At 70.4% G+C, this 23751-nt stretch carries 20 protein-coding genes; 14 read left to right on the forward strand and 6 right to left on the reverse strand.

The window, feature by feature from the left end; translation table 11 throughout:
* Window positions 1-79: 79 nt before the first annotated feature.
* The 4 genes from ACGFNH_RS06100 to grpE all read left to right on the forward strand — a co-directional run bounded on the left by ACGFNH_RS06100 (window position 80) and on the right by grpE (window position 4886).
* The gene (locus tag ACGFNH_RS06100; protein ID WP_393651829.1) at window positions 80-721 is read left to right on the forward strand and encodes an FMN reductase; all 642 of its coding nucleotides are present in this window, start codon (window positions 80-82) and stop codon (window positions 719-721) included.
* 265 nt (window positions 722-986) lie between these two features.
* Window positions 987-2123 (forward strand): epoxide hydrolase family protein, encoded by a 1137-nt coding sequence (locus tag ACGFNH_RS06105; RefSeq protein ID WP_393651830.1) that lies wholly within the window; start codon window positions 987-989, stop codon window positions 2121-2123.
* A 241-nt stretch (window positions 2124-2364) separates the two neighbouring features.
* Window positions 2365-4251, forward strand: coding sequence for a molecular chaperone DnaK (gene dnaK, locus ACGFNH_RS06110; RefSeq protein WP_393651831.1), 1887 nt, complete (start codon window positions 2365-2367; stop codon window positions 4249-4251).
* Window positions 4248-4886, forward strand: coding sequence for a nucleotide exchange factor GrpE (gene grpE, locus ACGFNH_RS06115; protein WP_393651832.1), 639 nt, complete (start codon window positions 4248-4250; stop codon window positions 4884-4886). The genes dnaK and grpE overlap by 4 nt, the downstream gene beginning before the upstream one ends.
* Here the strand turns inward: grpE and ACGFNH_RS06120 are convergent.
* Window positions 4826-5953, reverse strand: a complete 1128-nt coding sequence (locus ACGFNH_RS06120) for an acyltransferase family protein (RefSeq protein WP_393651833.1) — start codon at window positions 5951-5953, stop codon at window positions 4826-4828. The two genes, grpE and ACGFNH_RS06120, sit on opposite strands and share 61 nt — an antisense overlap.
* A 598-nt stretch (window positions 5954-6551) precedes the next feature.
* Window positions 6552-8195 carry an FAD-dependent oxidoreductase gene (locus ACGFNH_RS06125; RefSeq protein ID WP_393651834.1) on the reverse strand — a complete coding sequence of 548 codons (1644 nt, stop codon included), beginning with the start codon at window positions 8193-8195 and terminating at the stop codon, window positions 6552-6554.
* 214 nt (window positions 8196-8409) lie between these two features.
* On the opposite strand from ACGFNH_RS06125, the gene ACGFNH_RS06130 reads away from it, so the two are divergent.
* The 10 genes from ACGFNH_RS06130 (at window position 8410) to accC (ending at window position 17632) form a co-directional block, all read left to right on the forward strand.
* Complete coding sequence (locus ACGFNH_RS06130; protein ID WP_393651835.1) at window positions 8410-9528, forward strand: SchA/CurD-like domain-containing protein; 1119 nt, start codon at window positions 8410-8412, stop codon at window positions 9526-9528.
* A 115-nt stretch (window positions 9529-9643) separates the two neighbouring features.
* Window positions 9644-10078 carry a cupin domain-containing protein gene (locus ACGFNH_RS06135; protein ID WP_393651836.1) on the forward strand — a complete coding sequence of 145 codons (435 nt, stop codon included), beginning with the start codon at window positions 9644-9646 and terminating at the stop codon, window positions 10076-10078.
* Window positions 10075-11343 carry a beta-ketoacyl-[acyl-carrier-protein] synthase family protein gene (locus ACGFNH_RS06140; RefSeq protein WP_393651837.1) on the forward strand — a complete coding sequence of 423 codons (1269 nt, stop codon included), beginning with the start codon at window positions 10075-10077 and terminating at the stop codon, window positions 11341-11343. Before ACGFNH_RS06135 ends, ACGFNH_RS06140 begins: the two co-directional genes overlap by 4 nt.
* Window positions 11340-12590, forward strand: coding sequence for a ketosynthase chain-length factor (locus tag ACGFNH_RS06145; RefSeq protein ID WP_393651838.1), 1251 nt, complete (start codon window positions 11340-11342; stop codon window positions 12588-12590). The genes ACGFNH_RS06140 and ACGFNH_RS06145 overlap by 4 nt, the downstream gene beginning before the upstream one ends.
* A gap of 34 nt (window positions 12591-12624) precedes the next feature.
* Window positions 12625-12882, forward strand: coding sequence for an acyl carrier protein (locus ACGFNH_RS06150; RefSeq protein WP_393651839.1), 258 nt, complete (start codon window positions 12625-12627; stop codon window positions 12880-12882).
* 1 nt (window position 12883) lies between these two features.
* Entirely contained in the window at window positions 12884-13369 is a 486-nt protein-coding gene (locus tag ACGFNH_RS06155; RefSeq protein WP_393651840.1) for an SRPBCC family protein, read from the forward strand.
* A gap of 139 nt (window positions 13370-13508) precedes the next feature.
* A complete protein-coding gene (locus ACGFNH_RS06160; RefSeq protein ID WP_393651841.1) occupies window positions 13509-13844 on the forward strand; it encodes a TcmI family type II polyketide cyclase in 336 nt (111 codons plus the stop codon).
* Window positions 13845-13876: 32 nt separating this feature from the next.
* Window positions 13877-15607, forward strand: coding sequence for an acetyl-CoA carboxylase, carboxyltransferase subunit beta (gene accD / locus ACGFNH_RS06165; protein ID WP_393651842.1), 1731 nt, complete (start codon window positions 13877-13879; stop codon window positions 15605-15607).
* Window positions 15604-16236: an acetyl-CoA carboxylase biotin carboxyl carrier protein gene (accB, locus tag ACGFNH_RS06170; protein WP_393651843.1), complete on the forward strand. Its 633-nt coding sequence runs from the start codon at window positions 15604-15606 to the stop codon at window positions 16234-16236. Before accD ends, accB begins: the two co-directional genes overlap by 4 nt.
* Window positions 16237-16240: 4 nt before the next feature.
* On the forward strand, window positions 16241-17632 hold the full coding sequence (accC, locus tag ACGFNH_RS06175) for an acetyl-CoA carboxylase biotin carboxylase subunit (RefSeq protein WP_393651844.1): 1392 nt from the start codon (window positions 16241-16243) through the stop codon (window positions 17630-17632).
* Window positions 17633-17745: 113 nt separating this feature from the next.
* Here accC and ACGFNH_RS06180 read toward each other — a convergent pair whose 3' ends face one another.
* The 4 genes from ACGFNH_RS06180 to ACGFNH_RS06195 all read right to left on the reverse strand — a co-directional run bounded on the left by ACGFNH_RS06180 (window position 17746) and on the right by ACGFNH_RS06195 (window position 23654).
* Complete coding sequence (locus tag ACGFNH_RS06180) at window positions 17746-18777, reverse strand: methyltransferase (protein ID WP_393651845.1); 1032 nt, start codon at window positions 18775-18777, stop codon at window positions 17746-17748.
* 43 nt (window positions 18778-18820) lie between these two features.
* On the reverse strand, window positions 18821-19921 hold the full coding sequence (locus ACGFNH_RS06185; protein WP_393651846.1) for a nitrous oxide reductase family maturation protein NosD: 1101 nt from the start codon (window positions 19919-19921) through the stop codon (window positions 18821-18823).
* A 581-nt stretch (window positions 19922-20502) separates the two neighbouring features.
* Complete coding sequence (locus ACGFNH_RS06190) at window positions 20503-21318, reverse strand: SAM-dependent methyltransferase (RefSeq protein WP_393651847.1); 816 nt, start codon at window positions 21316-21318, stop codon at window positions 20503-20505.
* 104 nt (window positions 21319-21422) lie between these two features.
* Window positions 21423-23654 (reverse strand): SpoIIE family protein phosphatase, encoded by a 2232-nt coding sequence (locus ACGFNH_RS06195; protein ID WP_393651848.1) that lies wholly within the window; start codon window positions 23652-23654, stop codon window positions 21423-21425.
* Between the last annotated feature and the right edge of the window lie 97 nt (window positions 23655-23751).

The raw sequence follows: 23751 nt of genomic DNA on the forward strand, positions 1-23751 counted from the left end.
CGGTGACCCGGAGAGCACGGATCCCGCGACCGAACAGAACGTGACCGTGAAGAACGTGACACCCCTGAAGGAGGACAGGATGCAGCCGACCGAGGACACCAGGGAACCGGTGAAGCTCGTGGTCGTCTCCGCCGGCCTCAGCAGGCCCTCGTCGACCCGCCTGCTCGCGGACCGGCTGTCCGAGGCGACGACGAAACACCTGGACGGCACCGGCCGTACGACGGACGTCCGGGTCGTCGAACTCCGCGATCTGGCAACGGAGATCGCCAACAACTTCGTGACCGGGTTCGCCGGCGGGGCGCTGCGCGAGGTGATCGACGCGGTGACGGAGGCCGACGGCATCATCGCCGTCACCCCCGTCTTCACCGCCTCCTACAGCGGCCTGTTCAAGTCCTTCTTCGACCTCGTCGAGCCCACCGCGCTCGAAGGGAAGCCGGTACTGATCGCGGCCACGGGCGGTACGGCGCGGCACTCGCTCGCCCTGGAACACGCGATGCGCCCGCTGTTCGCCCACCTGCGCACCGTCGTCGTACCGACAGCCGTCTTCGCCGCCTCCGAGGACTGGGGCGCCGGGGACGCGCAGACGGAGGGGCTGCCCGCCCGCATCGACCGTGCGGCCGGCGAGCTTGCGGCACTCCTGGCCAACCGGCCCCGCACCACCGAACCGAGCGTCGGGGTCAGCCCGTTCGAGCAGCAACTGGCCTCCCTCGGGCTCGACTGACGACCTCCGGCCCGGCCGGCCGGCGCGGCATGAGCCCCATGGCCCCTGTCAGGGGTCGCCGCCCGGCCGGCCGTTCGCGTCACCGCCCGAAGCAGAACCGTCCGGCAGGGGCCGCCCGAAGCGGAGCCGTCCGCCGCACGGTTGACGCGAGCGCCCATCGGGTGTCGCTCATGCCGTCCAGCATCCCACTGATGTGTGACAGGAGCTGACCTACATCCTCTCTAGCGTCAAAGCCGTTGGAGGATGCAGCGAGAGAGGCGACGTCATGAACGAGCACATCCGTCCCTTCCGGATCGAGATCCCGCCGGCGGACCTGGACGATCTGCGCGACCGGCTGGCGAGGACGCGCTGGCCGGAGGAACTGCCCGGCGAGGGCTGGGAGCGCGGCGTGCCGGTGGGCTATCTCAAGGACCTGGCCGCGTACTGGCGGACCGGCTACGACTGGCGCGCGCACGAGGCCGCACTCAACGCCTTCCCCCAGTTCCTCACGGAGATCGAAGGGCACAGCGTCCACTTCCTGCACGTACGCTCCCCCGAGCCGGACGCCGTACCGCTGATCCTCACCCACGGCTGGCCCGGCTCCATCGTGGAGTTCACCTCCCTCATCGGCCCGCTCACCGACCCCCGCGCCCACGGCGGCGACCCGTCCCGCGCCTTCCACGTGGTCGCTCCCTCCGTCCCCGGCTACGGGTTCTCCGAGGCGCCGCGCGAGACCGGCTGGAGCGTGAGCCGCGTGGCGGGAATGTGGGCCGCGCTGATGAGCCGCCTGGGCTACGAGCGCTTCGGTACCCAGGGCGGCGACCTCGGCGCGTACGTCGCCCCGGAGGTGGCCCGGCTCTTCCCCGACCGTGTGATCGGCGTCCACGTCAACGGCGGGCTGGGCTTTCCGACCGAGGCCGATGTCCCGGACATGAGCGAGGACGAGCGTGCGGACTACGCGGAGATGCAGAGCTGGGTGAACGCGGGCGTGGACCACCACGCCCTCCTGCGCACCGCACCGCAGACCTTCGCGTACGGGTGGCACGACTCCCCGGTCGCACAGCTCGCCTGGATGATGCAGAAGTTCCAGGAGTTCACGCCCACCGCCGACCTGCCCGAGCAGGCCATCGACCGCGATCTGCTGCTCACGAACGCGACCGTGTACTGGCTGACGGGGACGTCGGGGTCCTCGTCGTGGTTCTCGTACGACAGCGACCGGTTCGTCTGGCCGGAGGGGCAGGCGGAGGTCCCGACCGGCGTCTACAGCGGAGGGCCCGCCCTCTTCCGGCGTCTCGCGGAGCGACGCAACAAGATCGTCCACTGGCCGGAGGGCAACCCGGGCGGCCACTTCGTCGCCATGGAGGAGCCTGATCATCTGGCCGCCGACATCCGGACCTTCTTCGCCGGGGTCACCGGGGACTGAGGTGGATACGGAACCGGCCCCCCGGCGTGCGTCCGGCCGCCGGACGGGCCGCTCTGCCCGCCGCCCTCCACTCCCCGTACGGGCTTCCACTCGCCCCACAACTTGACAATGCCCCGTTTTGGATCCTTTTCTGAAGAGCGAGGGGCTATCTCCAGAGCGGCAGGTCACGGCCCTTCACGGTAGGTGGCACCGGCGCACGGGCGGCGTGCGCCGGCAAGGCCGTGAGGATGGGAGAGCGGACATGGCACGCTCGGTCGGCATCGACCTCGGTACGACGAACTCGGTGGTCAGTGTCCTGGAGGGCGGTGAGCCCACGGTCATCCCCAACACCGAGGGGGCTCGTACGACGCCGTCCGTGGTCGCCTTCGCCAAGAACGGCGACGTGCTCGTCGGCGAAGTCGCCAAACGCCAGGCCGTGACCAACGTCGACCGCACCGCGCGGTCGGTCAAGCGCCACGCCGGCGACCCGGACTGGCGGTTCCCGGAGACCGGGGATGTGGACGGCAAGCAGTACACCGCCCAGGAGATCTCGGCGCGCGTGCTGCAGAAGCTGAAGCGGGACGCGGAGGCGTACCTCGGCGAGGACGTGACCGATGCGGTCGTCACGGTGCCCGCCTACTTCAACGACGCGCAGCGCACCGCAACCAAGGAGGCCGGTGAGATCGCGGGCCTCAATGTGCTGCGGATCATCAACGAGCCGACGTCGGCGGCGCTCGCCTACGGCCTGGACAAGGAGAACGACCAGACCGTCCTCGTCTTCGACCTGGGCGGCGGCACCTTCGACGTCTCGCTGCTCGACATCGGCGAGGGCCTGGTCGAGGTCAAGGCCACCAACGGCGACACGCTCCTCGGCGGCGACGACTGGGATCAGCGGATCGTCGATCACCTGGTCAAGCAGTTCAAGAACGCGTACGGGGTGGACCTCTCCAAGGACAAGATGGCGGTGCAGCGGCTGCGCGAGGCCGCGGAGAAGGCCAAGATCGAACTGTCCGCCGCGACCGAGACGACCATCAACCTGCCCTACATCACGGCGTCCGCCGAGGGCCCGCTGCACCTGGACGAGAAGCTCACCCGCGCCCAGTTCGAGCAGCTCACCCAGGATCTGCTGGAGCGCTGCAAGGGGCCGTTCCACCAGGCGATCAAGGACGCCAAGATCAAGGTCTCCGACATCGACCATGTGATCCTGGTGGGCGGCTCGACCCGGATGCCCGCCGTGACCGAGCTGGTCAAGGAGCTGACCGGCAAGGACCCCCACAAGGGAGTCAACCCGGACGAGGTCGTCGCCATCGGTGCCGCACTCCAGGCCGGTGTCCTCAAGGGTGAGGTCAAGGACGTCCTGCTGCTGGACGTCACCCCGCTGTCCCTCGGCATCGAGACCAAGGGCGGCATCATGACCAAGCTCATCGAGCGCAACACCACGATCCCGACGAAGCGCGCCGAGACGTTCACGACGGCCGACGACAATCAGCCCTCGGTGTCCGTGCAGGTCTACCAGGGCGAGCGGGAAATCGCGGCGTACAACAAGAAGCTCGGGATGTTCGAGCTGACCGGCCTTCCGCCGGCGCCGCGCGGCGTCCCGCAGGTCGAGGTCACCTTCGACATCGACGCCAACGGCATCATGCACGTCTCCGCCAAGGACCTCGGCACCGGCAGGGAGCAGCGCATGACGGTCACCGGCGGCTCCGCGCTGCCGAAGGACGACATCGACCGCATGATGCGCGAGGCCGAGGAGTACGCGGATGAGGACCGCACACGGCGCGAGGCGGCCGAGGCCAGGAACAACGGCGAGGGCCTCGTCTACTCCACCGAGAAGTTCCTTCTCGACAACCCCGAGCGGATCCCGGCCGAGGTGAAGACGGAGGTCGAGGCCGCGGTCGCCGAGGTGAAGCAGAAGCTCGACGGCGGCGACACGACCGAGATCCGTACCGCGACCGAGAAGCTGGCCGCCGTCAGCCAGAAGATGGGCCAGGCGATCTACGCCAACACCCAGGGAGGGGCCACCCCCGCGGGCGGGGAGGGAGCGTCCGGCGCGGACGCCGGAACCGGCGGCAGTGGCGAGGACGGCAAGGCCGAGGACGAGGTGGTGGACGCCGAGATCGTCGACGAGGACAAGGGAGACACGGCATGAGCACACCGTCCGGCTCCCGGTACGGCCCACGGCAGCCCGTACCCGTCCGCGATCAGCGGCGCAACGGCCCGGCCGGACCGCCCCCGGGGACACCGCGCGGCGGCGGCCCAGCCGATACGTCCCGGCCCGGGGCCTCCGACGTGCCACCGGCCGCGCAGCCCGAGGAGCCCGCCGACGCACCCGGTGCGGAGACACTCCGGGGCCAACTCGCCGAACGCACCGCCGACTTGCAGCGGGTGAAGGCGGAGTACGACAACTACCGCAAGCAGGTGCGCCGCGACCGCCTCGCGGTCCGCGAGGCCGCGGCTGCCAACGTACTCCGCGGGCTCCTGCCCGTCCTCGACGCCCTCGCACAGGCCCGCGCTCAGAACGAGGTCACGGGCGGATTCGCGGCCGTCGCCGACGCGTTGGAGACCCGCCTTGCCGAACTCGGGCTGCAGGACTTCGGAGAGGCGGGTGAGCCGTTCGATCCGACCCGGCACGAGGCGATCTCCCGCGTGCCCCCGGCAGAGCCGACCGCCACGGGAGGGATGACCTGCACGGAGGTCGTCCGCCGCGGCTACCGCGTGGGCGATCAGCTGCTGCGCGCCGCCGAGGTGGTCGTCGCGGACCCGGCGGCCTCCGCACCGGCCTGACTCCCGCTTCTCGTACGGTCGTCGGCGCCGCTGCTCTTGGTCCGGCGGGCCGGGACGAACACCCAGTCCAGTCGCGGTTCCACCAGCGGACGGAAGACCTTGCGGACGGGAGCCGAGCTGAGGAACAGGGCGAGTGCGACCCCGAGCACGGTGACGGTCAGCCGGCCGGTGGGAGAGTGCCAGAAGGCCACGTCGTACCAGCCCTCCCAGGCGGCCGTACGAATGGCCAGTCCGTGCAGCAGATACGCGTAGAGCGTCCCGGCCCCGAGCGCGGTGAACCAGGTGCGGTGGCGCGGCACCCAGGCCAGGAAGGCGGCAACCAGCAGCAGCGAACAGGCCAGCAGCGCCAGCGACATGGCGGCCCCGACCGGCCAGGGCACATGGAGTTCGCCCCAGCTCTTGGCACGGACGGCCCACTCGGAGGTCATCCGCCCCTTCGCCAGATAGGCCACGCCCGCCGCCACCACCATGACGGGCACCGCGGCGATCCGCACCCACCGGGCCCGCATCATCTCCCAGTGCTCGGGGCGCATGAGGAGACCGATCACGAAGAACGGCAGGAACTGCAGGATCCGGTCGAGGTTCAGTACGGCGCCGATCTCGTTCGCCGCACCGGCCAGCGCGATGGCCACGGACAGCCCCAGCGCGACGTACCAGCGCATGACGAGCCACAGCGGGGCGGTGAGCCGCCAGACGAAGAGGGCGACGAGGAACCAGGTGAGATACCAGGGTGACAGCAGGCTGATGTCGTTGCCGCGGTCGTCCACGACATTGCCGTAGAGCGTGTAGATCGTCTCGAAGATGACGTAGGGCACGGCGATGCCGGTCACCAGCCGTTTGACCTGGCCCGGCTTGAACGCGAAGGTCCGCGAGAAGTAGCCGGAGAGCACGATGAACACCGGCATGTGGAAGCTGTAGATGAAGAGGTAACCCGCCCAGACCGCCCGGCTGTCCTTGAGAGGCTGCCAGGCATGTCCCACGACGACCAGGACCATCGCCAGCAGCTTCGCATTGTCGAAGAACGGGTCGCGTGCGCTTCCCTGTTCACGCGCCGACCTGTCCGTCACACAACCGCCTCCCCGGAATCGAGCTGGATTTCGCACCATACCTGTCATGGAAACCGATCCGGGTACGTACCGCCGGGGGCGTGGCGACCGGCGCTCGACAGGGACTCTTGAGAGGAATCTGGTGATATTTCCTGCCAACTGCCGCGGAATCACTGCTGGTTGAGCGATCAGTTCCGGTTCGGCCGCGCGGTGACCGGAACGGGGGTCGCTGCCCTCGGCTCGTACGGTGAGCCGGTCCGCAAGCGTTGTTCCAGCCGTCCCCAAGGGGTCGCGGGCGCCTGCGCGGGCCGACCGTCCCCGTGCGGTGCCGACATGGCGTCGATCCCCCAATCCCGGGTGCGGATCGCACGCTTGGGGAGGACCGACATCCAGGGCAGCCACCGCTCACGGTCGGTGCGGGAGGAGAACACCGCACTCGCATCGGGCTGCGAACCGCTGCTCGAGGGAGACGCTTCCGCAGCGGACTCGGCTCACCCCGACGGGCGGGCCGAGGCATTCACACAGAAGCGCCGGAACGGACGCGGGACCGATGACAGCCACGGTGCGTCCGTTCCGGCACGATGTTCCGGCATTGCCCTCAGGTACGGCGGGAGAAGCCTCAGCGCCTTCCCGCCGGGCGGAAGACCGACTCCAGTACGTCCTTCAGGACACGCTCCGGATCGGAGACCGGACCGTCGGCGCGCCAGGCCACGAATCCGTCCGGGCGCACCAGGATCGCGCTGTCGGGCTTGGTGCCGTGGATCTCGGCCCAGTCTGCGCCGTCCTCGGGCGCGAGATCGTCGTCGGCGCCGTCGCCGATCCGGAAGCACTGCAGCGGCATGTCAAGCCGGTCGGCGAGCGCCAGCCCGGCCGCGTGCCACGCGGAGCCCTCGGGTCCGGTGAGCAGCACGGGCGACTCCTCGTAGAGGTCGAGCGTCGAAACCCGCTCCCCCGACCGAAGCAGCCACATGTGCGGGGCCCGGGTGCCCGGGGCGCCGCCGAGTTGCATCCGGTCCGGCACGATCGGCTGCTCGGTGTCCGCGCCGTGGACGGCACCGCGGAGGTAGCGGTAGCCCAGGGCGACCGTGAGGACGCCGCTCTGCTTGCCGGCCCCCGCGGCGGGTGGCGGCGAGTATCCGGGGTGGCTGTGCTCGGCGGACCGGGCCGAGGCACGTGCGCTGGTCGCCTCGGCGACGGGCCGGCGCTCCGCTCCGTACGTGTCCAGGAGGCCGGGGCCGGCCCAGCCTTTGAGGACGGCCGCGAGCTTCCAGGCCAGGTTATGCGCGTCCTGGATGCCGGTGTTGGAGCCGAACGCGCCGGTCGGGGACATCTCATGGGCGGAGTCACCGGCGAGGAAGACTCTGCCGGCCCCGTAGCGCTCGGCCACCCGCTCCGCGGCGTGCCACGGGGCCCTGCCCGTGATCTCGATGTCGAGGTCCTGGTCGCCGACCGCCGTACGGATGTGCTTCGCGCACCGCTCGTCGGTGAAGTCCTCGAGCGTTTCACCCGTCTCGGGGTGCCAGGGCGCGTGGAACACCCACTTCTCGCGGTTGTCCACCGGCAGGAGCGCGCCGTCCGCCTCGGGGTTGGTCAGATAGCAGGCGATGAAGCGGCGGTCGCCCACCACGTCGGCGAGCCCGGGGGCCCGGAAGGTGATGCTCACGTTGTGGAAGAGGTCGCCGGGACCCGACTGGCCGATTCCGAGCTTCTCCCGTACGGGGCTCCGGGGCCCGTCCGCCGCGATGAGGTAGTCGGCGCGCACGGTGTGGTGCTCCCCGGTCTCCCGGTCCTTGACCACCGCGGTCACGCCGTCGTCGTCCTGGTCGAACGAGAGCAGCTCACTGGAGAACCGCAGGTCGCCGCCCAGCTTGCGAGCGCAGCGCACGAGTACCGGCTCCAGGTCGTTCTGGCTGCACAGGCACCAGCCGCTCGGGCTGAAGCGGGCCAGACCGCCGCCCGGGTCCATGTCCTTGAACAGCCACTCCTGGTCGTCGCCGGTGAGCGAGCCTGCCTGAAGGATGCCGTGGTTCTCGGCCAGGACCGAGGCGGCCTCGCGGATCTGCTCCTCCGCACGGGCGACGCGGAACAACTCCATCGTGCGAACGTTGTTGCCGCGTCCGCGGGGGTGTCTCGAGGTGTCCGAGTGCTTCTCGACCAGCATGTGCCCGATGCCGAGACGGCCCAGGAACAGTGAGGCGGACAGGCCCACCAGGGAGCCGCCCACGATGAGGACCGGCACGCGGTCTTCGGCCTTGTGATTCATGTGCTCAAGCTCCAGCCGCCGGGATGGCAATGGATTGGCAATGAAATCTCCATGCCCGACCGGAGATGTTTCGTTCACCCGTTTCACCCGGTTGGACCACACCATTCGCGCCGCCCGTACGACCGGCACATGATCGACACCGTTACCAGGATTTCACTGCCCCCGATCGGCGCGGAGACGTGGGGGCCGCTTCGCTCGCGAAGGAGTTGCCAAGATGACAACGCTGTCAGAACGAGTGTCCCAGTCGGCCTTCGACGGTTCGAGGCTCCGGGTCATTCTGCTGCTGGACCTTCAGGACGGGGCGCAGCAGCGCTTCCTGGAGGCGTACGAGCACCTGTGCAGCCAGGTGGCGAGCGTCCCCGGGCACATCAGCGACCAGTTGTGCCAGTCGATCGAGAACCCCTCCCAATTCCTCATCACCAGCGAATGGGAGAGCGCGCCGCCGTTCCTGGAGTGGGTGAACAGCGAGGATCACGTCCAGATGGTCCGGCCGCTGCACAGCTGCGTCCGCGACACCCGCTCGCTGCGGTTCAGCGTGCTGCGCGAGACCCCTCAACTTCCCTCGTTCTCCGCCGACCCGGCCAAGCACCGGCTGCAGCGCGATCCCCGGATCGGGGACGGCATCGTCCGCCACGCCCTGACCTTCACGGTCAAGGCCGGCAGCGAGGACAAGGTCGCGGAGATCCTGGCGGGGTACGTCTCCCCGCCCGCGTACGTCGACGCCTCCACCCGTCTGCTGCGGACCACTCTCTTCATGCACGGCAACCGCGTGATCCGGGCCATCGAGGTGCAGGGCGATCTCATCGAGGCGCTCGGCCATGTCGCCCGGCAGCCCGAGGTGCAGGCGGTCGAGGAGGCCATCAACCCGTTCCTGGAGATTCCCCGCGAACTCCACGACCCCGATTCCGCGCGGGTGTTCTTCACCCGGGCCGCGCTTCCCGCGGTGCACCACGTGGGCCGGTCCGGACAGTCTCCCGAGGACATGCAGCGTCACGCGCTGTACTACCCGGCCCGGGAGGGCTGCGGTATGGCCGTGGCCCGGCTGCTGGCCCGTCAGGACGAACTGGCCGTGGACGACCCCACCAGCCCCGTGCTGCGCAGCACGGTCTACCAGCGCGATGACATCGTTGTCCGCCAGGTCGACCTGCGGGTCCCGCTCGACGCCGACCCCGCGCGGGCGCTCGGCGTCAGCGGCACCCGCAAGGCGCCCGTCCTCGGGCGCCTCGTCGACACCGGCGGCGACGGTGAGCTGTCGACCGACCGGGAGATCGTCCGCTTCCTGGCACGCGCCGACATGCGGCTGATCACCGACCGCCCGGCCCCGGAGTCGTGAGCCCCGGATCCCCCACGACGGTCCGCCTCAGCGCTTCTGCGGCGCGCCCGCGTCCCCGCGGCCGCCGCGCCGCCCCCCACGTCGACAGCACCAACGCCACCTGGAGGTAGGCATCATGACCAAGCCCGACCCACGCATCGTGGACCTCAGCGAGACCCAGCCCAACCGCCGGCGCGGAGGCGACCTGCGCGCCCTGCTCACCCCCACCGCGGTCGGCGCCACGAGCGGCTTCATGGGCCTGGCCATCATGGAGCCGGGTGAGCGCATCGGTGAGCACTACCACCCGTACTCCGAGGAGTTCGTGTACGTCGTATGCGGCAAGCTCGAGGTGGACCTGGACGGCGAGCCGCACCCGCTCAAGCCCGACCAGGGCCTGCTGATCCCCCCTCACATGCGCCACCGGTTCCGCAACATCGGTGACACCGAGGCCCGCATGGTCTTCCACCTCGGCCCGCTGGCCCCGCGGCCGGAGCTCGGCCACGTGGACACCGAGGGCACCGAGGACACGGGTCAGGCGGGTCCGCCCGAACGAGCGGAGAAGGTTTCGTGACCCGGCGCGTGGCGGTCACCGGCATCGGGATCGTCGCCCCGGGCGGGGTGGGGATACCGGCGTTCTGGGACATGCTCGCAGCCGGCCGAACGGCGACGCGGGGCATCACCCTCTTCAATCCGGAGGGCTTCCGCTCCCGTATCGCCGCCGAGTGCGACTTCGATCCCGCGGCGCACGGACTAGACCAGGAAACGGTCCAACGTGCCGACCGGTACGTCCAGTTCGCGATGGTGGCCGCGGACGAGGCCCTGCGCGACTCCGGCCTCGACCCCGAGGCGGAGAACCCCTGGCGCATCGGGGTGTCCCTGGGCACCGCGGTCGGTGGCACCACGCGCCTCGAGCAGGACTACGTCGCGGTCAGCGCCTCCGGGCAGCACTGGGACGTGGACCACCGGCAGGCGGGCGCCCATCTGCACCGGGCGTTCTCGCCCAGCGCGCTGGCCTCCGAGGTCGCCGAGCGGATCGGCGCCCGCGGACCGGTGCAGACGGTCTCCACCGGCTGCACCTCCGGGCTCGACGCGATCGGGTACGCGTTCCAGGCCATCGAGGAGGGCACGATGGACGTCTGCGTCACGGGCGCCTCGGACTCCCCGATCTCCCCGATCACGGTGGCCTGCTTCGACGCGATCAAGGCGACCTCGCCCAACAACGACGACCCGGAGCACGCCTCCCGGCCGTTCGACGCCAACCGCGACGGTTTCGTCATGGGCGAGGGCGGTGCCGTCCTGATCCTCGAGGAGCTGGAGCACGCCCGTGCTCGCGGGGCGACCGTCTACTGCGAGCTGCGCGGCTACGCCACGTTCGGCAACGCGTACCACATGACCGGGCTGACCCGGGAAGGCCTGGAGATGGCCGAGGCGATCAACTCCGCCCTCGGCCACGCCCGTATCAACAGCTCGGACGTCGACTACGTCAACGCCCACGGTTCCGGCACCCAGCAGAACGACCGGCACGAGACGGCGGCGGTGAAGCGGTCGCTCAAGGACCACGCCTACGAGGTGCCCATGAGCTCCATCAAGTCGATGGTGGGCCACTCGCTCGGCGCGATCGGCGCGATCGAGGTCGTGGCCTGCACCCTGGCCCTCGACCGGCAGATGGTGCCGCCGACCGCCAACTACGAGACGCCCGACCCGGAGTGCGATCTGGACTACGTGCCCCGGACCGCGCGTCCGCTCTCGCTGCGCACCGTGCTCTCGGTCGGCAGCGGGTTCGGCGGCTTCCAGTCCGCCGTGGTCATGACGAGAGAAGGCGGGAGGACACGATGAGTCCCCAGCACAAGCGCCGTTCGGTCGTCACGGGCATCGGCGTCATCGCCCCCAACGGGGTCGGCACCGACGCCTTCTGGAAGGCGACGCGGGAAGGCGTGAGCATCCTCGACAGGGTCACGCGCGAGGGATGCGAGGACCTGCCGCTCCGGATCGCGGGCGAAGTCCGCGGCTTCGACCCGGCACTGCTGATCGAGGAGCGTTTCCTCGTCCAGACCGACCGATTCACCCACTTCGCCATGGCCGCGGCCAATCTCGCCCTGGAGGACTCCGAGCTCCACCGGGCCGACCACGGCGGCTCCCCGTTCGCCGTCGGGGTCGTGACGGCCGCCGGCTCGGGCGGAGGCGAGTTCGGCCAGCGGGAGTTGCAGCGGCTCTGGGGCAAGGGGTCGACCTATGTCGGCCCGTACCAGTCCATCGCGTGGTTCTACGCGGCCAGCACCGGCCAGGTGTCGATCCGCGGCGGCTTCAAGGGGCCCTGCGGAGTGGTGTGCAGCGACGAGGCCGGCGGTCTCGACGCGTTCGCGCACGCGGGCAGGATCATCCGCAACGGCACCCAGGCGGTCGTCGTGGGTTCGGCCGAGGCGCCGCTGGCCCCGTACTCGATGGTCTGCCAGCTCGGCTACAACGATCTGAGCCGGGCCGGTGATCCGGCGCGGGCCTATCTGCCGTTCACGGCGGACGCCTGCGGCTTTGTACCGGCCGAGGGCGGGGCCATGCTCGTCGTCGAGGAGGAGTCGCTCGCCCGCGGGCGCGGCGCCCGGGTCCGGGGTGTCGTGGCGGGGCACGCCGCGACCTTCACCGGCGCATCCCGGTGGGAGCAGTCCCGCGAGGGGCTGGCCCAGGCGATCCGGCTGGCACTGGACAACGCGGGGCTGGCTCCGGAGGACGTCGACGTGGTGTTCGCGGACGCGCTCGGCGTACCGGAGGCGGACCGCGCCGAGGCCCTGGCGATCGCGGACGTGCTCGGCGCGCACGCACGCCGCGTTCCGGTGACCGCCCCCAAGACCGGTATCGGCAGGGCCTACTGCGGCGCTCCCGTGCTGGACTCCGTCGCCGCGGTCCTGGCGATGGAACACGGCGTCGTGCCGCCCACCCCCAATGTCGTCGAGGTGTGCCACGACCTCGATCTCGTCACCGGCGTCGCCCGCGTCGCGGAACTCCGTACGGCGCTGGTACTCAGTCGCGGGCTCATGGGCAGCAACTCCGCGCTCGTGCTGCGGCACGCCGACGACACCCCCGACTGAGAACCGTCGCGACTCGCGAAGAAGGAGAAACCTCATGAACGCACAACTGACTTTCGACGAGCTGGCCGCGCTCATGAAGTCCGGCGCCGGCCTCACCGTCGACCCGAGGGAGCTGGAGAACGAGCCGGACGCGACCTTCGCGGGATACGGACTCGACTCGCTCGGCCTCCTCGGCATCGTCGGCGAACTGGAGAACCGGTACGGCGTATCGATGCCCCAGGACGCCGAGAAGAGCAAGACCCCGCGCGACTTCATCGACCTCGTCAACAGTGCACTGACCACAGGAGCTTGAGATGCCCGGACACACCGAGAACGAGATCACGATTGCCGCTCCCCTGGACCTCGTCTGGGACATGACCAACGACCTGGAGAACTGGCCGCAGCTCTTCAGCGAGTACGCGTCGGTCGAAGTGATGAAGCGCCAGGGCCAGAAGACGACCTTCCGGCTCACCATGCACCCGGACGAGAACGGCAAGGTCTGGTCGTGGGTCTCCGAGCGGACGATCGACCGCAAGGGGCTCAAGGTCAAGGCCCGCCGCGTCGAGCCGGGTCCGTTCCAGCACATGGACATCAAGTGGGAGTACGCGGAGGTGCCCGGCGGCACGCGGATGCACTGGACACAGGACTTCGCGATGCGGCCCGAGGCGCCGGTCGACGACGCCGGGATGACGGAGATGATCAACCGGAACTCCAAGACCCAGATGGAGCTCATCCGGGACAAGATCGAGCAGCGCGCCCGCGAACGGGGTGTGCAGGGCGCGCCCGTCCTCCCCAACTGAACCAGCGGGACCGGCCGGCCGCCGCACCCCTTCCGCGCGGCGCCACCGGCCGGTCCCGCTTCCCCGGGGGCCTTCTCCGTGGGCCCGCGGCCGCACCCGTACACGTCCCGTGCAAGTCGCGTACAGACAAGGACTCTCCATGCAGCACCGTGCACTGATCGTCGCCCGTATGTCGGAGGACTCGGCTTCGGACATCGCCGAGGTGTTCGCTGCCTCCGACCGTGGTGAGCTGCCGCATCTGATCGGAGTCACCGGGCGCAGCCTGTTCCAGTTCGGCGATGTGTATCTGCACCTGATCGAGGCGGACCGGCCGCCGGGCCCCGCCGTCGCCAAGATGACGGACCACCCGGAGTTCCGGGGCATCAGCGAGAGCCTCTCGGCCTTCATCAACCCCTACGACCCGGCGACCTGGCGCAGTCCCAAGGACGCGATGGCGCGCGAGTTCTACCGCTGGGAGCGCGACGGAACCGGGTGAAGTCGAGCCGGAGAGCTGGAGGGACGCCCGACATGGTGCTTTACGACGACCGACCGGCCGACCTGCCGGCCGAGCGACCGCCGGAGTGGATCCGGTGCGCGCGCTGCGCCGGGCTCGTGTACGGCAAGCGATTCGGCAGAACCCTGAACGTGTGCCCGGACTGCGGCTGGCACGCTCATCTGACGGCGCCCCAGCGTCTGGACCAGCTGCTCGATCCGGGCTCCGTCTCACCGGTGGACCATGTGGAAGCGGTGCACGACCCGCTGGAGTTCCACGACACCCGGCCGTACGCGGAACGCCTGGAGGACGCGCGGGCCGCGACGGGTCTGCGTGAGGCCGTGATCTGTGTACGGGGCCGTATCGAGGACCGGCCGGTGGTCGTCGCCGCGATGGACTTCCGCTTCCTGGGCGGCAGTCTGGGGTGCGGAGTCGGCGCTCTCATCGCCGAGGCCGCCCGGACGAGCCTGCGCGAGCGCACCCCGCTCCTGCTGGTGACCGCGTCGGGCGGCGCACGGATGCAGGAGGGCGTGCTCTCGCTGATGCAGATGGCCAAGACGGCCCAGGCCATGGCGGAGCTGGACGAGGCGGGGATCCTCACGATCTCGTTGATCACCGACCCCACGTACGGCGGTGTGGCCGCGTCCTTCGCCACGCTCTCCGACGTGATCATCGCCGAGCCCGGTGCCCGGCTGGGCTTCGCGGGGCCGCGGGTCATCGAGCAGACGACGGGAGAGCGTCTGCCGGAAGGCTTCCAGACCGCCGAATTCCTTCTCGAACACGGCATGGTGGACGACGTCGTACCGCGGTCGGCCCTGCGTCCGACCCTGGGACGGCTGCTGGGCCTCGGCTCTCCTCCCCGCGAGGACGCCGAGCACAGCGTGGCCCCGCCTGCCCGACCGGGCGCGATCGTGCGCGACTTCGACGAGGTGCACCCCCGGGAGGCGTGGGACGCGGTTCGGCTCGCCCGGCACCCCCACCGACCCACCTCGCTCGACTACGCGGACCAACTGCTCGACGACTTCCATGCGCTGCACGGCGACCGGCTGGCGGCGGACTGCACGGCGATCGTAGGCGGCCCCGGCCGCCTCGGCGGGCGCCCGGTGATGCTGATCGGGCATCACAAGGGCGGCCCGGGGCTGGCCGAACGGCAGCACCACCAGTTCGGGATGGCGACCCCGGCGGGCTACCGCAAGGCGGCCCGGCTCATGCGGATGGCCGACAAACTCGGCCTGCCGGTGGTGACGTTGATCGACACTCCGGGTGCCGACCCCGGCCCGGAGTCCGAGCGGAACGGCCAGGCCATCGCCATCGCGGAGAATCTGCGGCTGATGTGCCGGCTCCGCGTACCGGTCGTCGCCGTGCTCATCGGCGAGGGCGGCAGCGGCGGGGCACTCGCCCTGGCCGTCGCGGACCGGGTGCTCGTCCTGGAGAACGGCGTGTACTCCGTGATCAGCCCCGAAGGGTGCGCGGCGATCCTGTGGAAGCAGGCGGACGCGGCACCGGAAGCTGCCGCCGCACTGCGCCTGGACGCCCGGGAGTTGCTGCGCACCGGCATCGTCGACGGCGTCGTCCCGGAACCGGAGGGCGGCGCCCATCAGGACCACGCGAAGGCGGCCACGCTGCTGGCCGCCGCGCTGCACACCGCCATGGACGAGCTCACCCCATGGGAGCCCGGCCGGCTGATCCGCGAACGGAGAAGCCGGTACCACCGCTTCGGTGTCGAGGCGAGCATTCCCGTCGGAACCGGAGGAGGTTCATCGTGACGCTGGACGCCAAGAAAGACCATCATGAGAACGGTCAGCGCCTGCCGTTCACCGGAAACGGGTTCACCGCCGCCGACCTCACGCCCCTCGCGCACGCCAACCTGGAGTCCGTCTGCCACAGCGTGATGGAGCTGGCGAGGGCAGCGCCGAGGCCGCCGCTGAAGATCAAGCTGCAGCACGGGCACATGACCGTCGAGATGGAGTGGCCCGACCCGACCCTCGCCGCCCCTGCCGTACCGCTGGACGGGGCGGGCCCGGAGGCGGGACTCGTGCAGCCGGCGGGCGGCCCGGCGGCCGCACCGCATTCCGCTGCCGGCGCCGCGGCGGCCGCCGCGGCCGCGGGTGCCGCGCAGATCCCGGTGGTCGACGAGGTGCTGACGTACCTCCTGGCGCCGACGGTCGGGACCTTCTACCACGCGCCCGAGCCCGGAGCCCCGCCGTTCGTCTCGGTCGGCGACACGGTCAGGCCCGGCCAGCCCATCGGCATCCTCGAGGTCATGAAGATGATGAGCACCATCGAGGCCGAGGCGGCCGGACGGGTCGTGGAACTGCTGGTGCAGGACGGATGCCCGGTCGAGTTCCAGCAGCGGCTGGTCTCCCTGGAGCCGTTGTCCGAGGCGGAGGCCTGATCCCATGTTCAGTACCGTGCTCGTCGCCAACCGGGGCGAGATCGCCCTGCGGATCGCCCGGGCCTGCCGTGAACTCGGGATCAGAACGGTGGCCGTGTACTCCACCGCGGACCTCGACTCGGCCGTGGTGCGCTTCGCGGACGAGGCGGTGCACATCGGCCACTCGCCGTCGAAGGCCAGCTACCTCAACGCGCCCGCGATCATCGAGGCGGCCAAGCTCTCCGGGGCACAGGCCATCCACCCCGGCTACGGATTCCTGTCCGAGGACCCCGACTTCGCCGAGATCTGCGAGGGATCCGGCATCACCTTCATCGGGCCGTCCCCTGAGGTCATCCAGCGGCTCGGCGACAAGGCCGAGGCCCGCGCGGCCATGGCGGAGGCCGGCCTGCCGGTCCTGCCGGGCAGCATCGGGGCGGTGACCACCGCCGCGGAGGCCAAGGAGATCGCCCAGCAGACCGGATATCCCGTGATCCTCAAGGCCGTTGCGGGCGGCGGGGGCCGGGGCATGGCGGTCGTACGCGACCCCGACGAGCTGCTCGTCGCGTACCGGGAGACCCGCGCACACGCGCGTGCGGTCTTCGGTGACGACCGGGTCTACTTGGAGCGGTTCATCGAGGACGCGCGCCATGTCGAGGTCCAGATTCTCTGCGACCGGCACGGCGCCGCGGTCCACCTCGGCGAGCGCGACTGCTCGGTCCAGCGCCGTCACCAGAAGCTCATCGAGGAGGCACCGGCGCCGAATCTGCCGCAGGAGCTGCGCACGGCGATGTGCGAGTCCGCCGTACGGGGCGCTGTGGCCGCCGGTTACGTGGGTGCCGGCACGTTCGAGTTCGTCGTGACGCCGGACCGCGAGTTCTATCTGATGGAGATCAACTGCCGGTTGCAGGTCGAGCATCCGGTCACCGAGATGCTCACCGGTATCGACATCGTCCGGGAGCAGATCCTCATCGCCGCCGGCCTGCCGCTGAGCATGCGCCAGGAGGACATCGCACCGCGCGGCGTGGCCATGGAGTGCCGCGTCAACGCGGAGGACCCGGCCCGCGGCTTCGCCCCCACACCCGGCCGCCTGACCGAATTCGTCCCGCCCGGCGGCCCGTTCGTCCGGGTGGACACGCACAGCTACCCGGACTGGCTGGTCGGCCCCGACTACGACTCGCTGCTGGCGAAGACCGTCGTGTGGGCGCCGGACCGCGAGCAGGCCATCGCCCGTATGGACCGCGCCCTGGAGGAGTTCCGGGTGGACGGCCATGGCGTGCGGACCACGATCGGGTTCCTGCGGCGGACGCTGACCCGCCCGGAGTTCCGCGCCGGGCGGCACACGACGGGACTGGTGGAGACGATGCTCGACGCCGAGGAGGGCGAGGGCGGCGCGGCGGACGGGACGACTGCCGCGTAGCAACCCCGTTCCGCCGGGCGTAGCAACTCCCGCCCAGGCCAGCACGGTTGAGGCCGGGTGCCGGAGATCTCCTCTCCGGCACCCGGCCCCGGTCGTCATCCGGCAGGCTTCGCTCACCCGCCGGGCACGGTGCTCTCCAGCGCGTGCAGATACGCGTTGACCGGGTTCACCGCACCGACCTGCAAGCCGGCATCCGTCATACGGCTGACCAGACTCTCCCGGGTGTGCTTCGCGCCGCCCACGTTGAGCAGCAGAAGCAGGTCCATGGCGGTTGTGAACCGCATCGACGGGGTGTCGTCGACGAGGTTCTCGATGACCACCACGCGGGCCCCGGGAGGCGCGGCTTCGACGACGTTGCGCAGGGTCCTGCGCGTACTGTCGTCGTCCCATTCGAGGATGTTCTTGATGATGTACATGTCCGCCTGGACCGGAACCCCCCGGCGGCAGTCGCCGGGAAGGATCCGCGCCCGGGAAGCGAGAGGGCCACCGGCCTTGAGCCGGGGGTCCGCGTTGTCCACCACGCCGGGCAGATCCAGCAGGGTCCCGCGCAGCTGAGGATGCCTCTCCAGCAGACTGGCGAGAACGTGTCCCTGGCCGCCGCCGATGTCGACGACCGAGGACACCCCTGTGAGGTCGAGGAGTTCCGCGACGTCCTCCGCGGACTGCTTGCTGGAGGTCGTCATGGCCCGGTTGAAGACCTGGGCCGACTCCGGCGCCTCCTGGTGCAGGTAGTCGAAGAACTCCTTGCCGTACAGGTCCGCGAAGACGCTCTTCCCTGACCGGACCGCCTCGTCCAGCCGCGGCCAGGCGTCCCAGGTCCACGGCTCCGTGCACCACAGGGCGATGTAGCGCAGGCTGTTCGGCGCGTCGTCCCGCAGCATCCGGGACATGTCCGTGTGAACGAACCGCCCGTCCCCGGTCTCCTCGAAGACCCCGTAGCAGGACAGGGTGCGCAGGAGCCGTCGCAGCGGCTGCGGCTCGACCTTGATCGCCGCCGCCAGCTCCTCCGCCTCCGCGGGCGTCTCGTCCAGGGCGTCCGCGACGCCCAGTCGCGCCGCGGCGCGTACGGCCGCGGCGCACGCCGCACCGAACACCAGCTCCCGCAGGCGCATGGCCGGCACGGGGGTGGAACTCACGGTGGTCATTCCGCTTCCATTCTTCCGGTGAAGCCCGCTACGGAAGTGCCCGCTACGGGAGTCGGCACAGCCCGGAGGGCTTGGAGACCCGGCAGACGTTGTCGATGAACCGGTTGTTGTTACCGGGCTCCTGGTCGACCAGATCCGCCGGCCGGTTGCCGAGCGCCGTGTTGTAGCTGATGACATTGCGCTCGTTCGTGGCGCCCACGAAGCTCTTGAACAGGACGATGCCGCCGGACAGCGGGGATTCACCGTGGTTGTTGCGGACGACGTTCCGCGTCACCAGCGTCCGCTCGGTGCCGGTGAGCACGATGCCGGAGCCCTGGATGTAGGGGAGGCGGCTGTTGCCGGCGCAGTACCGGTTGTTGCGCTCCACGACGTTGGCGCGGATGGTCATGGCGCCGGCCGGGGGGGTGCCCTCGTCGCCGACGACGAACACGCCGCCGCAGTTCCCGTTGATCCGGTTGTCCTGGACGGTGAGGTTCCTGACGCGGCGGAGGGTCACACCGATCCGGTTGCCCACGAGGCGGTTGGAGGTCACCGAGGCACCGCGGGTGTCGAGGCCCCCGCCTTCACGGTCGATCGTGTTCGCGATGAAGATGCCCGATTCCTTGTTGTCCCGGGCGAGGTTGGCGTGGAAGCGGCCGCGGGTCGACCACTCCTGGGCCATGCCCCACTGGCCGTTGGTCCGGGCGTTGACCTTCTCCACGCTCAGCCGGTCGGTCCGGGATGCCCACAGGCCGTTCTTCCTGTAGTCGGTGAGGGTCAGATCGTGGATGCTGACGCCCTCGACCGGACGGCCGGTCCTGCCGATGACGCAGATGCCGTTGCCGTCCCTGGCGCAGGTGTTCTCGGACCGGACGGCGGCACCGCGGTTCGCGCCCGTGAGCACGGTGTCCGGGCCCGACCCCCGGATCGTCAGATGCGGAGTGGTGATCAGCACGCTCTCGCGGTACGTACCGGGCCTGATGAGGATGGTGTGCCCCGGCCTGGCGCGGTCGACGGCGCGCTGGATCGACTCGCCGGGGTGCACGATGTGCGTGGTGTGGCGCACCGTGGGCGCGGTGCCGGCTTCGGCGGGTGCCGCGGCGCCCAGAGCGGTGACTATGACGGCGGTGGTCCAACCGAGGCACTTAACATGGCGTTTTGTCATGAAAGCGAAGCTATGGCGGATTTGAGCGCCTCGCCACATTTCGTAATCGAACGGGTGCGCACCGTACGCGACCGGGTGCCGCTCCGCATCTACGGTGCCGGCGCCGCCCCCGGCTCATCGCCCCCGGGTTCGTCCACCGGCCGCAGAAGGGCGGACCACGGGTCGGAGCCCTGATCCGTACCTGGCTCGGGAGCGATCGGCCCGCCCGGCATCTCTGTCGTGAGCCACGCCGCAAGACTGGGCGGCAGGAACCAGGGGCGAACACCGGGGACGGTCACATGAGGCCAACGGTGTGACAGTCCCTCGCGACACCCGTCCGCGGCCACGAGATCCCCAATGCCACCCGAACGGCTTCAAGGGGAGCGCCGTCGCGCAGGCCGGTTCGGCGCCTGTGCCGCACCGGGTCATGCGGAACCTGCGGCGCACACCAGGTCACGCAGAACCTGCGGCGCACACCGGGTCACGCAGAACATGCGGCGCACGCCGGGTCACGCAAGAACGCGCGGCACGCGGTGGGTTCGCTCAGGGTGTGCGGAGCGGCGTGGGATCGCGCGCGGTGTGTGGGCGCGGAGCGGGTCTGCTCAGGGCTTGCGGCCCACGACGCCGTACTGGGCCACCTCGTCCGTCCCCGCGGGCGCCCCGGGGTCCGGCCGCCAGCGTGCGCAGGAGACGATCCCGGGTTCGACGATCTCCAGCCGGGCGAAGAAGCGCGCCAGGTCCTCCTGGCCGCGGGCGACGATCGGCGGCGTGGCGTTGTCGTTCCAGAACCGCATGGCCCCGGCGTTCGCCTCGCCGCCGAGTTCCAGCGTCGGGTGCGTGACGACGAGGTGGCTCCCCGGAGGTACGGCGTCGAGCAGCCGGTCGACGATGGCGTGGGCCTCGGCGGTGTCGAGGATGAAGTTGAGGATGCCCAGCATCATCACGGCCACGGGACGGTCGAAGTCCAGGGTCCGGGCGGCGGCGCTGACGATGGTGTCCGGGTCGTGGGCGTCCGCGTCGACGTAGTCGGTCGCGCCCGCGGCGGAGCCGGTGAGCAGATCACGGGCGTGGGCCAGGACGATCGGGTCGTTGTCGACGTAGACGATCCGCGACTCCGGTGCCAGCCGCTGGGCGACCTCGTGGGTGTTGTCGACCGCGGGCAGGCCGGTCCCGATGTCCAGGAACTGCCGGATCCCGGCCTCACCGGCCAGATACCGCACGGCGCGGCCGAGGAACGCCCGGTCGGCCCGGGCGACCTCGCCGATGCTGGGGTACAGGGAGGTCACCCGGTCACCGACCTCGCGGTCGACCAGGTGGTAGTCCGTGCCGCCGAGCCAGTAGTTCCAGACCCGCGCGTTGTGGGCGAGACCCCCCGCGCTCCTGGTCAGATCCCCCGGTCCCCCGCTGCTCTGCGTCACGTTCCGCCTCCCGACTGTTGCCTCCATCATGCCTGGCAGGAGAACGGCCGTGCCACCGCACCGAGTTGCGTCCGCGGTCGTGGGGCCCGGGCCGGGCGCCGCGGTCAGTCGCTCACCTCGAACCACACCGACTTGCCGCGCCCGCTGGGCGACTTGCCCCAGGCGGACGCCATGGTCTCGACGATGACGAGGCCGCGGCCGTGCTCGGAGTCGGTGTCCGCCTCTTCGGTGAGCGTGATGGGGGCGGGCATCGGGGGCCGTGGATCGGAGTCGCGTACCTCCACCCGTATCCGGTCGGGGTATTCGCGGAGCCGTACGTCCACATCGCTGTCGGCGTGGATGAGGGCGTTGGTGACCAACTCCGTGGTCAGCAACTCCGTTTCACGGCACAGGCCGTCCCGTCCCCAGTGCAGCAGAGCATCGTTCACGAAGCGCCGGACGTCCTTGACGGCCTTCAAGTCGTGGCGCTGGACGGACATACGGCTCACACGCCGCTGCGTGCCCGGGAGCGCACCGTCGTAGCGCGCGAGCAGCAGGGCGACGTCGTCGTCGCGGCGCCGGGCCTCGCCCCCGGTGATGGCGGTGAGCCGGTCGGCCAGTTGCTCCAGCCGCTGGCCGTCGTCGTCGCGCAGGACGTCGCGTACGCGTCGTATGCCCGCCGCGAGATCGAGGGTGTGCGAATGCACCAGCCCGTCCGTGTAGAGCGCCAGGATGGTGCCGGGAGGGATCACCACCTCGCCCGAGCGGTACGGGATGTCCGGTGTGACACCGAGGGGGACGCCCGTCGGGATGTCCGGCGTCACCGCCTGCCCGCCGGGGCTGCAGATCACCGGGGCGGGGTGGCCCGCGCAGGAGACCTCGGCGGTGCCCGCGGCGCAGTCGATCCACACGCAGCAGCAGGTCGCGAACAGGTCCGTGCCCAGCTCCGAGAGCAGCCGGCTGGTCCGGCCCAGCACATCGGCCGGGCCGTGCCCCTCGGTGGCGTAGGCCCGTACGCCACTGCGGATCTGCCCCATGACGGCTGCACCCGTCGGGCTGTGGCCCTCGACGTCCCCGACGACGAGCCCGACCTTCCGGTCGGGCAGGGTCAGGACGTCGTACCAGTCACCGCCCACCGCTCCCCCGGCCGCGGCGGGGAAGTAGCGGGCGGCGGTGTCGAGTTCGGCGATGTGCGGGAGCTTGTGCGGGAGCAGGCCCTGCTGCAGCCCCTGGGCCAGGGCGTGTTCCGCCTCGAAGAGGCGGGCGCGCTCCAGCGACTGGGCCAGCAGCCCCGCCATGGTGACCAGTGCAGACCGCTCCTCCGCAGCGAAGTGGCGGCGGTCGGCGAAGCCCAGCACGAGTGCTCCGATCCGCTGGCCTCCGCTGACGAGGGGCAGCAGAGCGCTTGCCTCCATGTCCTGGGCGAAGGGGCCGAGGCGCTCGCGGGACGGGGCGCTGTCGTCCTCCAGGAACAGCGGCTCCTCGGGCAACAGCATCTGCTGGTCGACGTCGTCGCTGCCGGCGGACACCCGGGCCAGGGGGCGGATGGTGTCGGGCGGGTAGCCGGCGTACCCCACCACATGCGGGCGCCCGGCGTCATAGGTGAGGACGGCCATGCACTGGGCGCCGACCGGCTCCATGATGCGGTTGACCACGGCCTCGATCACATCGGTCAGCCGCGACGCCTCCGCGAGCGCGGACGCCAATTTGTACACGTGGTAGAGAAGCGATACCCCCGAGTCCTCCGAATCCCCGTAATTCCCTCGGTCCGAGGTCCTCCGGTTCTCGGGCAGAAGAAAAACGGGGGCCGACGCCCCGCGCACGGCGACGTACTGTTCCCCGATCTTCTCCAGCTCACGCGCAAGTTCCACCGCCACGCCCGCGCAATAGGACAATTCTTCGTACGGAATGTCGCGCGGGCCGCGCGGAGGCACCCAGAGCATGGTGAGCACCGCGGAAATGCGGCCGAACACCCGGACCGGCGTCGACACCACCGTGTAAGAGAAAGGCATGGTCACGTCGAGCCGGGACGGGAGATTCAAGGACTCCGGGTGGGAGAGCACGGCCTGTTTTCCGGTGCGTTTCGCCTCCGCCGCCGTATATCTCTCGTCCTCGACGGACATCCGCTCCACGGTCGTGAAGATCGACAGCGGGCCTCCGACCACGACGGCCGCGGACAGCGCTCTGCCGCCTTCGACGGGGACATAGGTGATCGCGCTGCTCGCCCGGAGGCGGTCAACTGCCGGGCTGAGGACGGCGGCCAGCGCCACGTCCGGGCCCTGCGCAACGGTCGGCGGCCCGGGCGATCGCTGTCTGCGTCCGGCGTGCAGTGACCGCCGGTGACCGTGATCCATCATGAAGATGCTCCGCACATACATGGGCGGACGACCTCGCGTACATGGTCTCACAGGGCCCCTCACGGCACCTTTGATCCCGTTCCTGAGGTATTTGCGC

The sequence above is a fragment of the Streptomyces sp. NPDC048639 genome (assembly GCF_043199075.1).
In the GTDB taxonomy this organism is placed as follows: domain Bacteria; phylum Actinomycetota; class Actinomycetes; order Streptomycetales; family Streptomycetaceae; genus Streptomyces.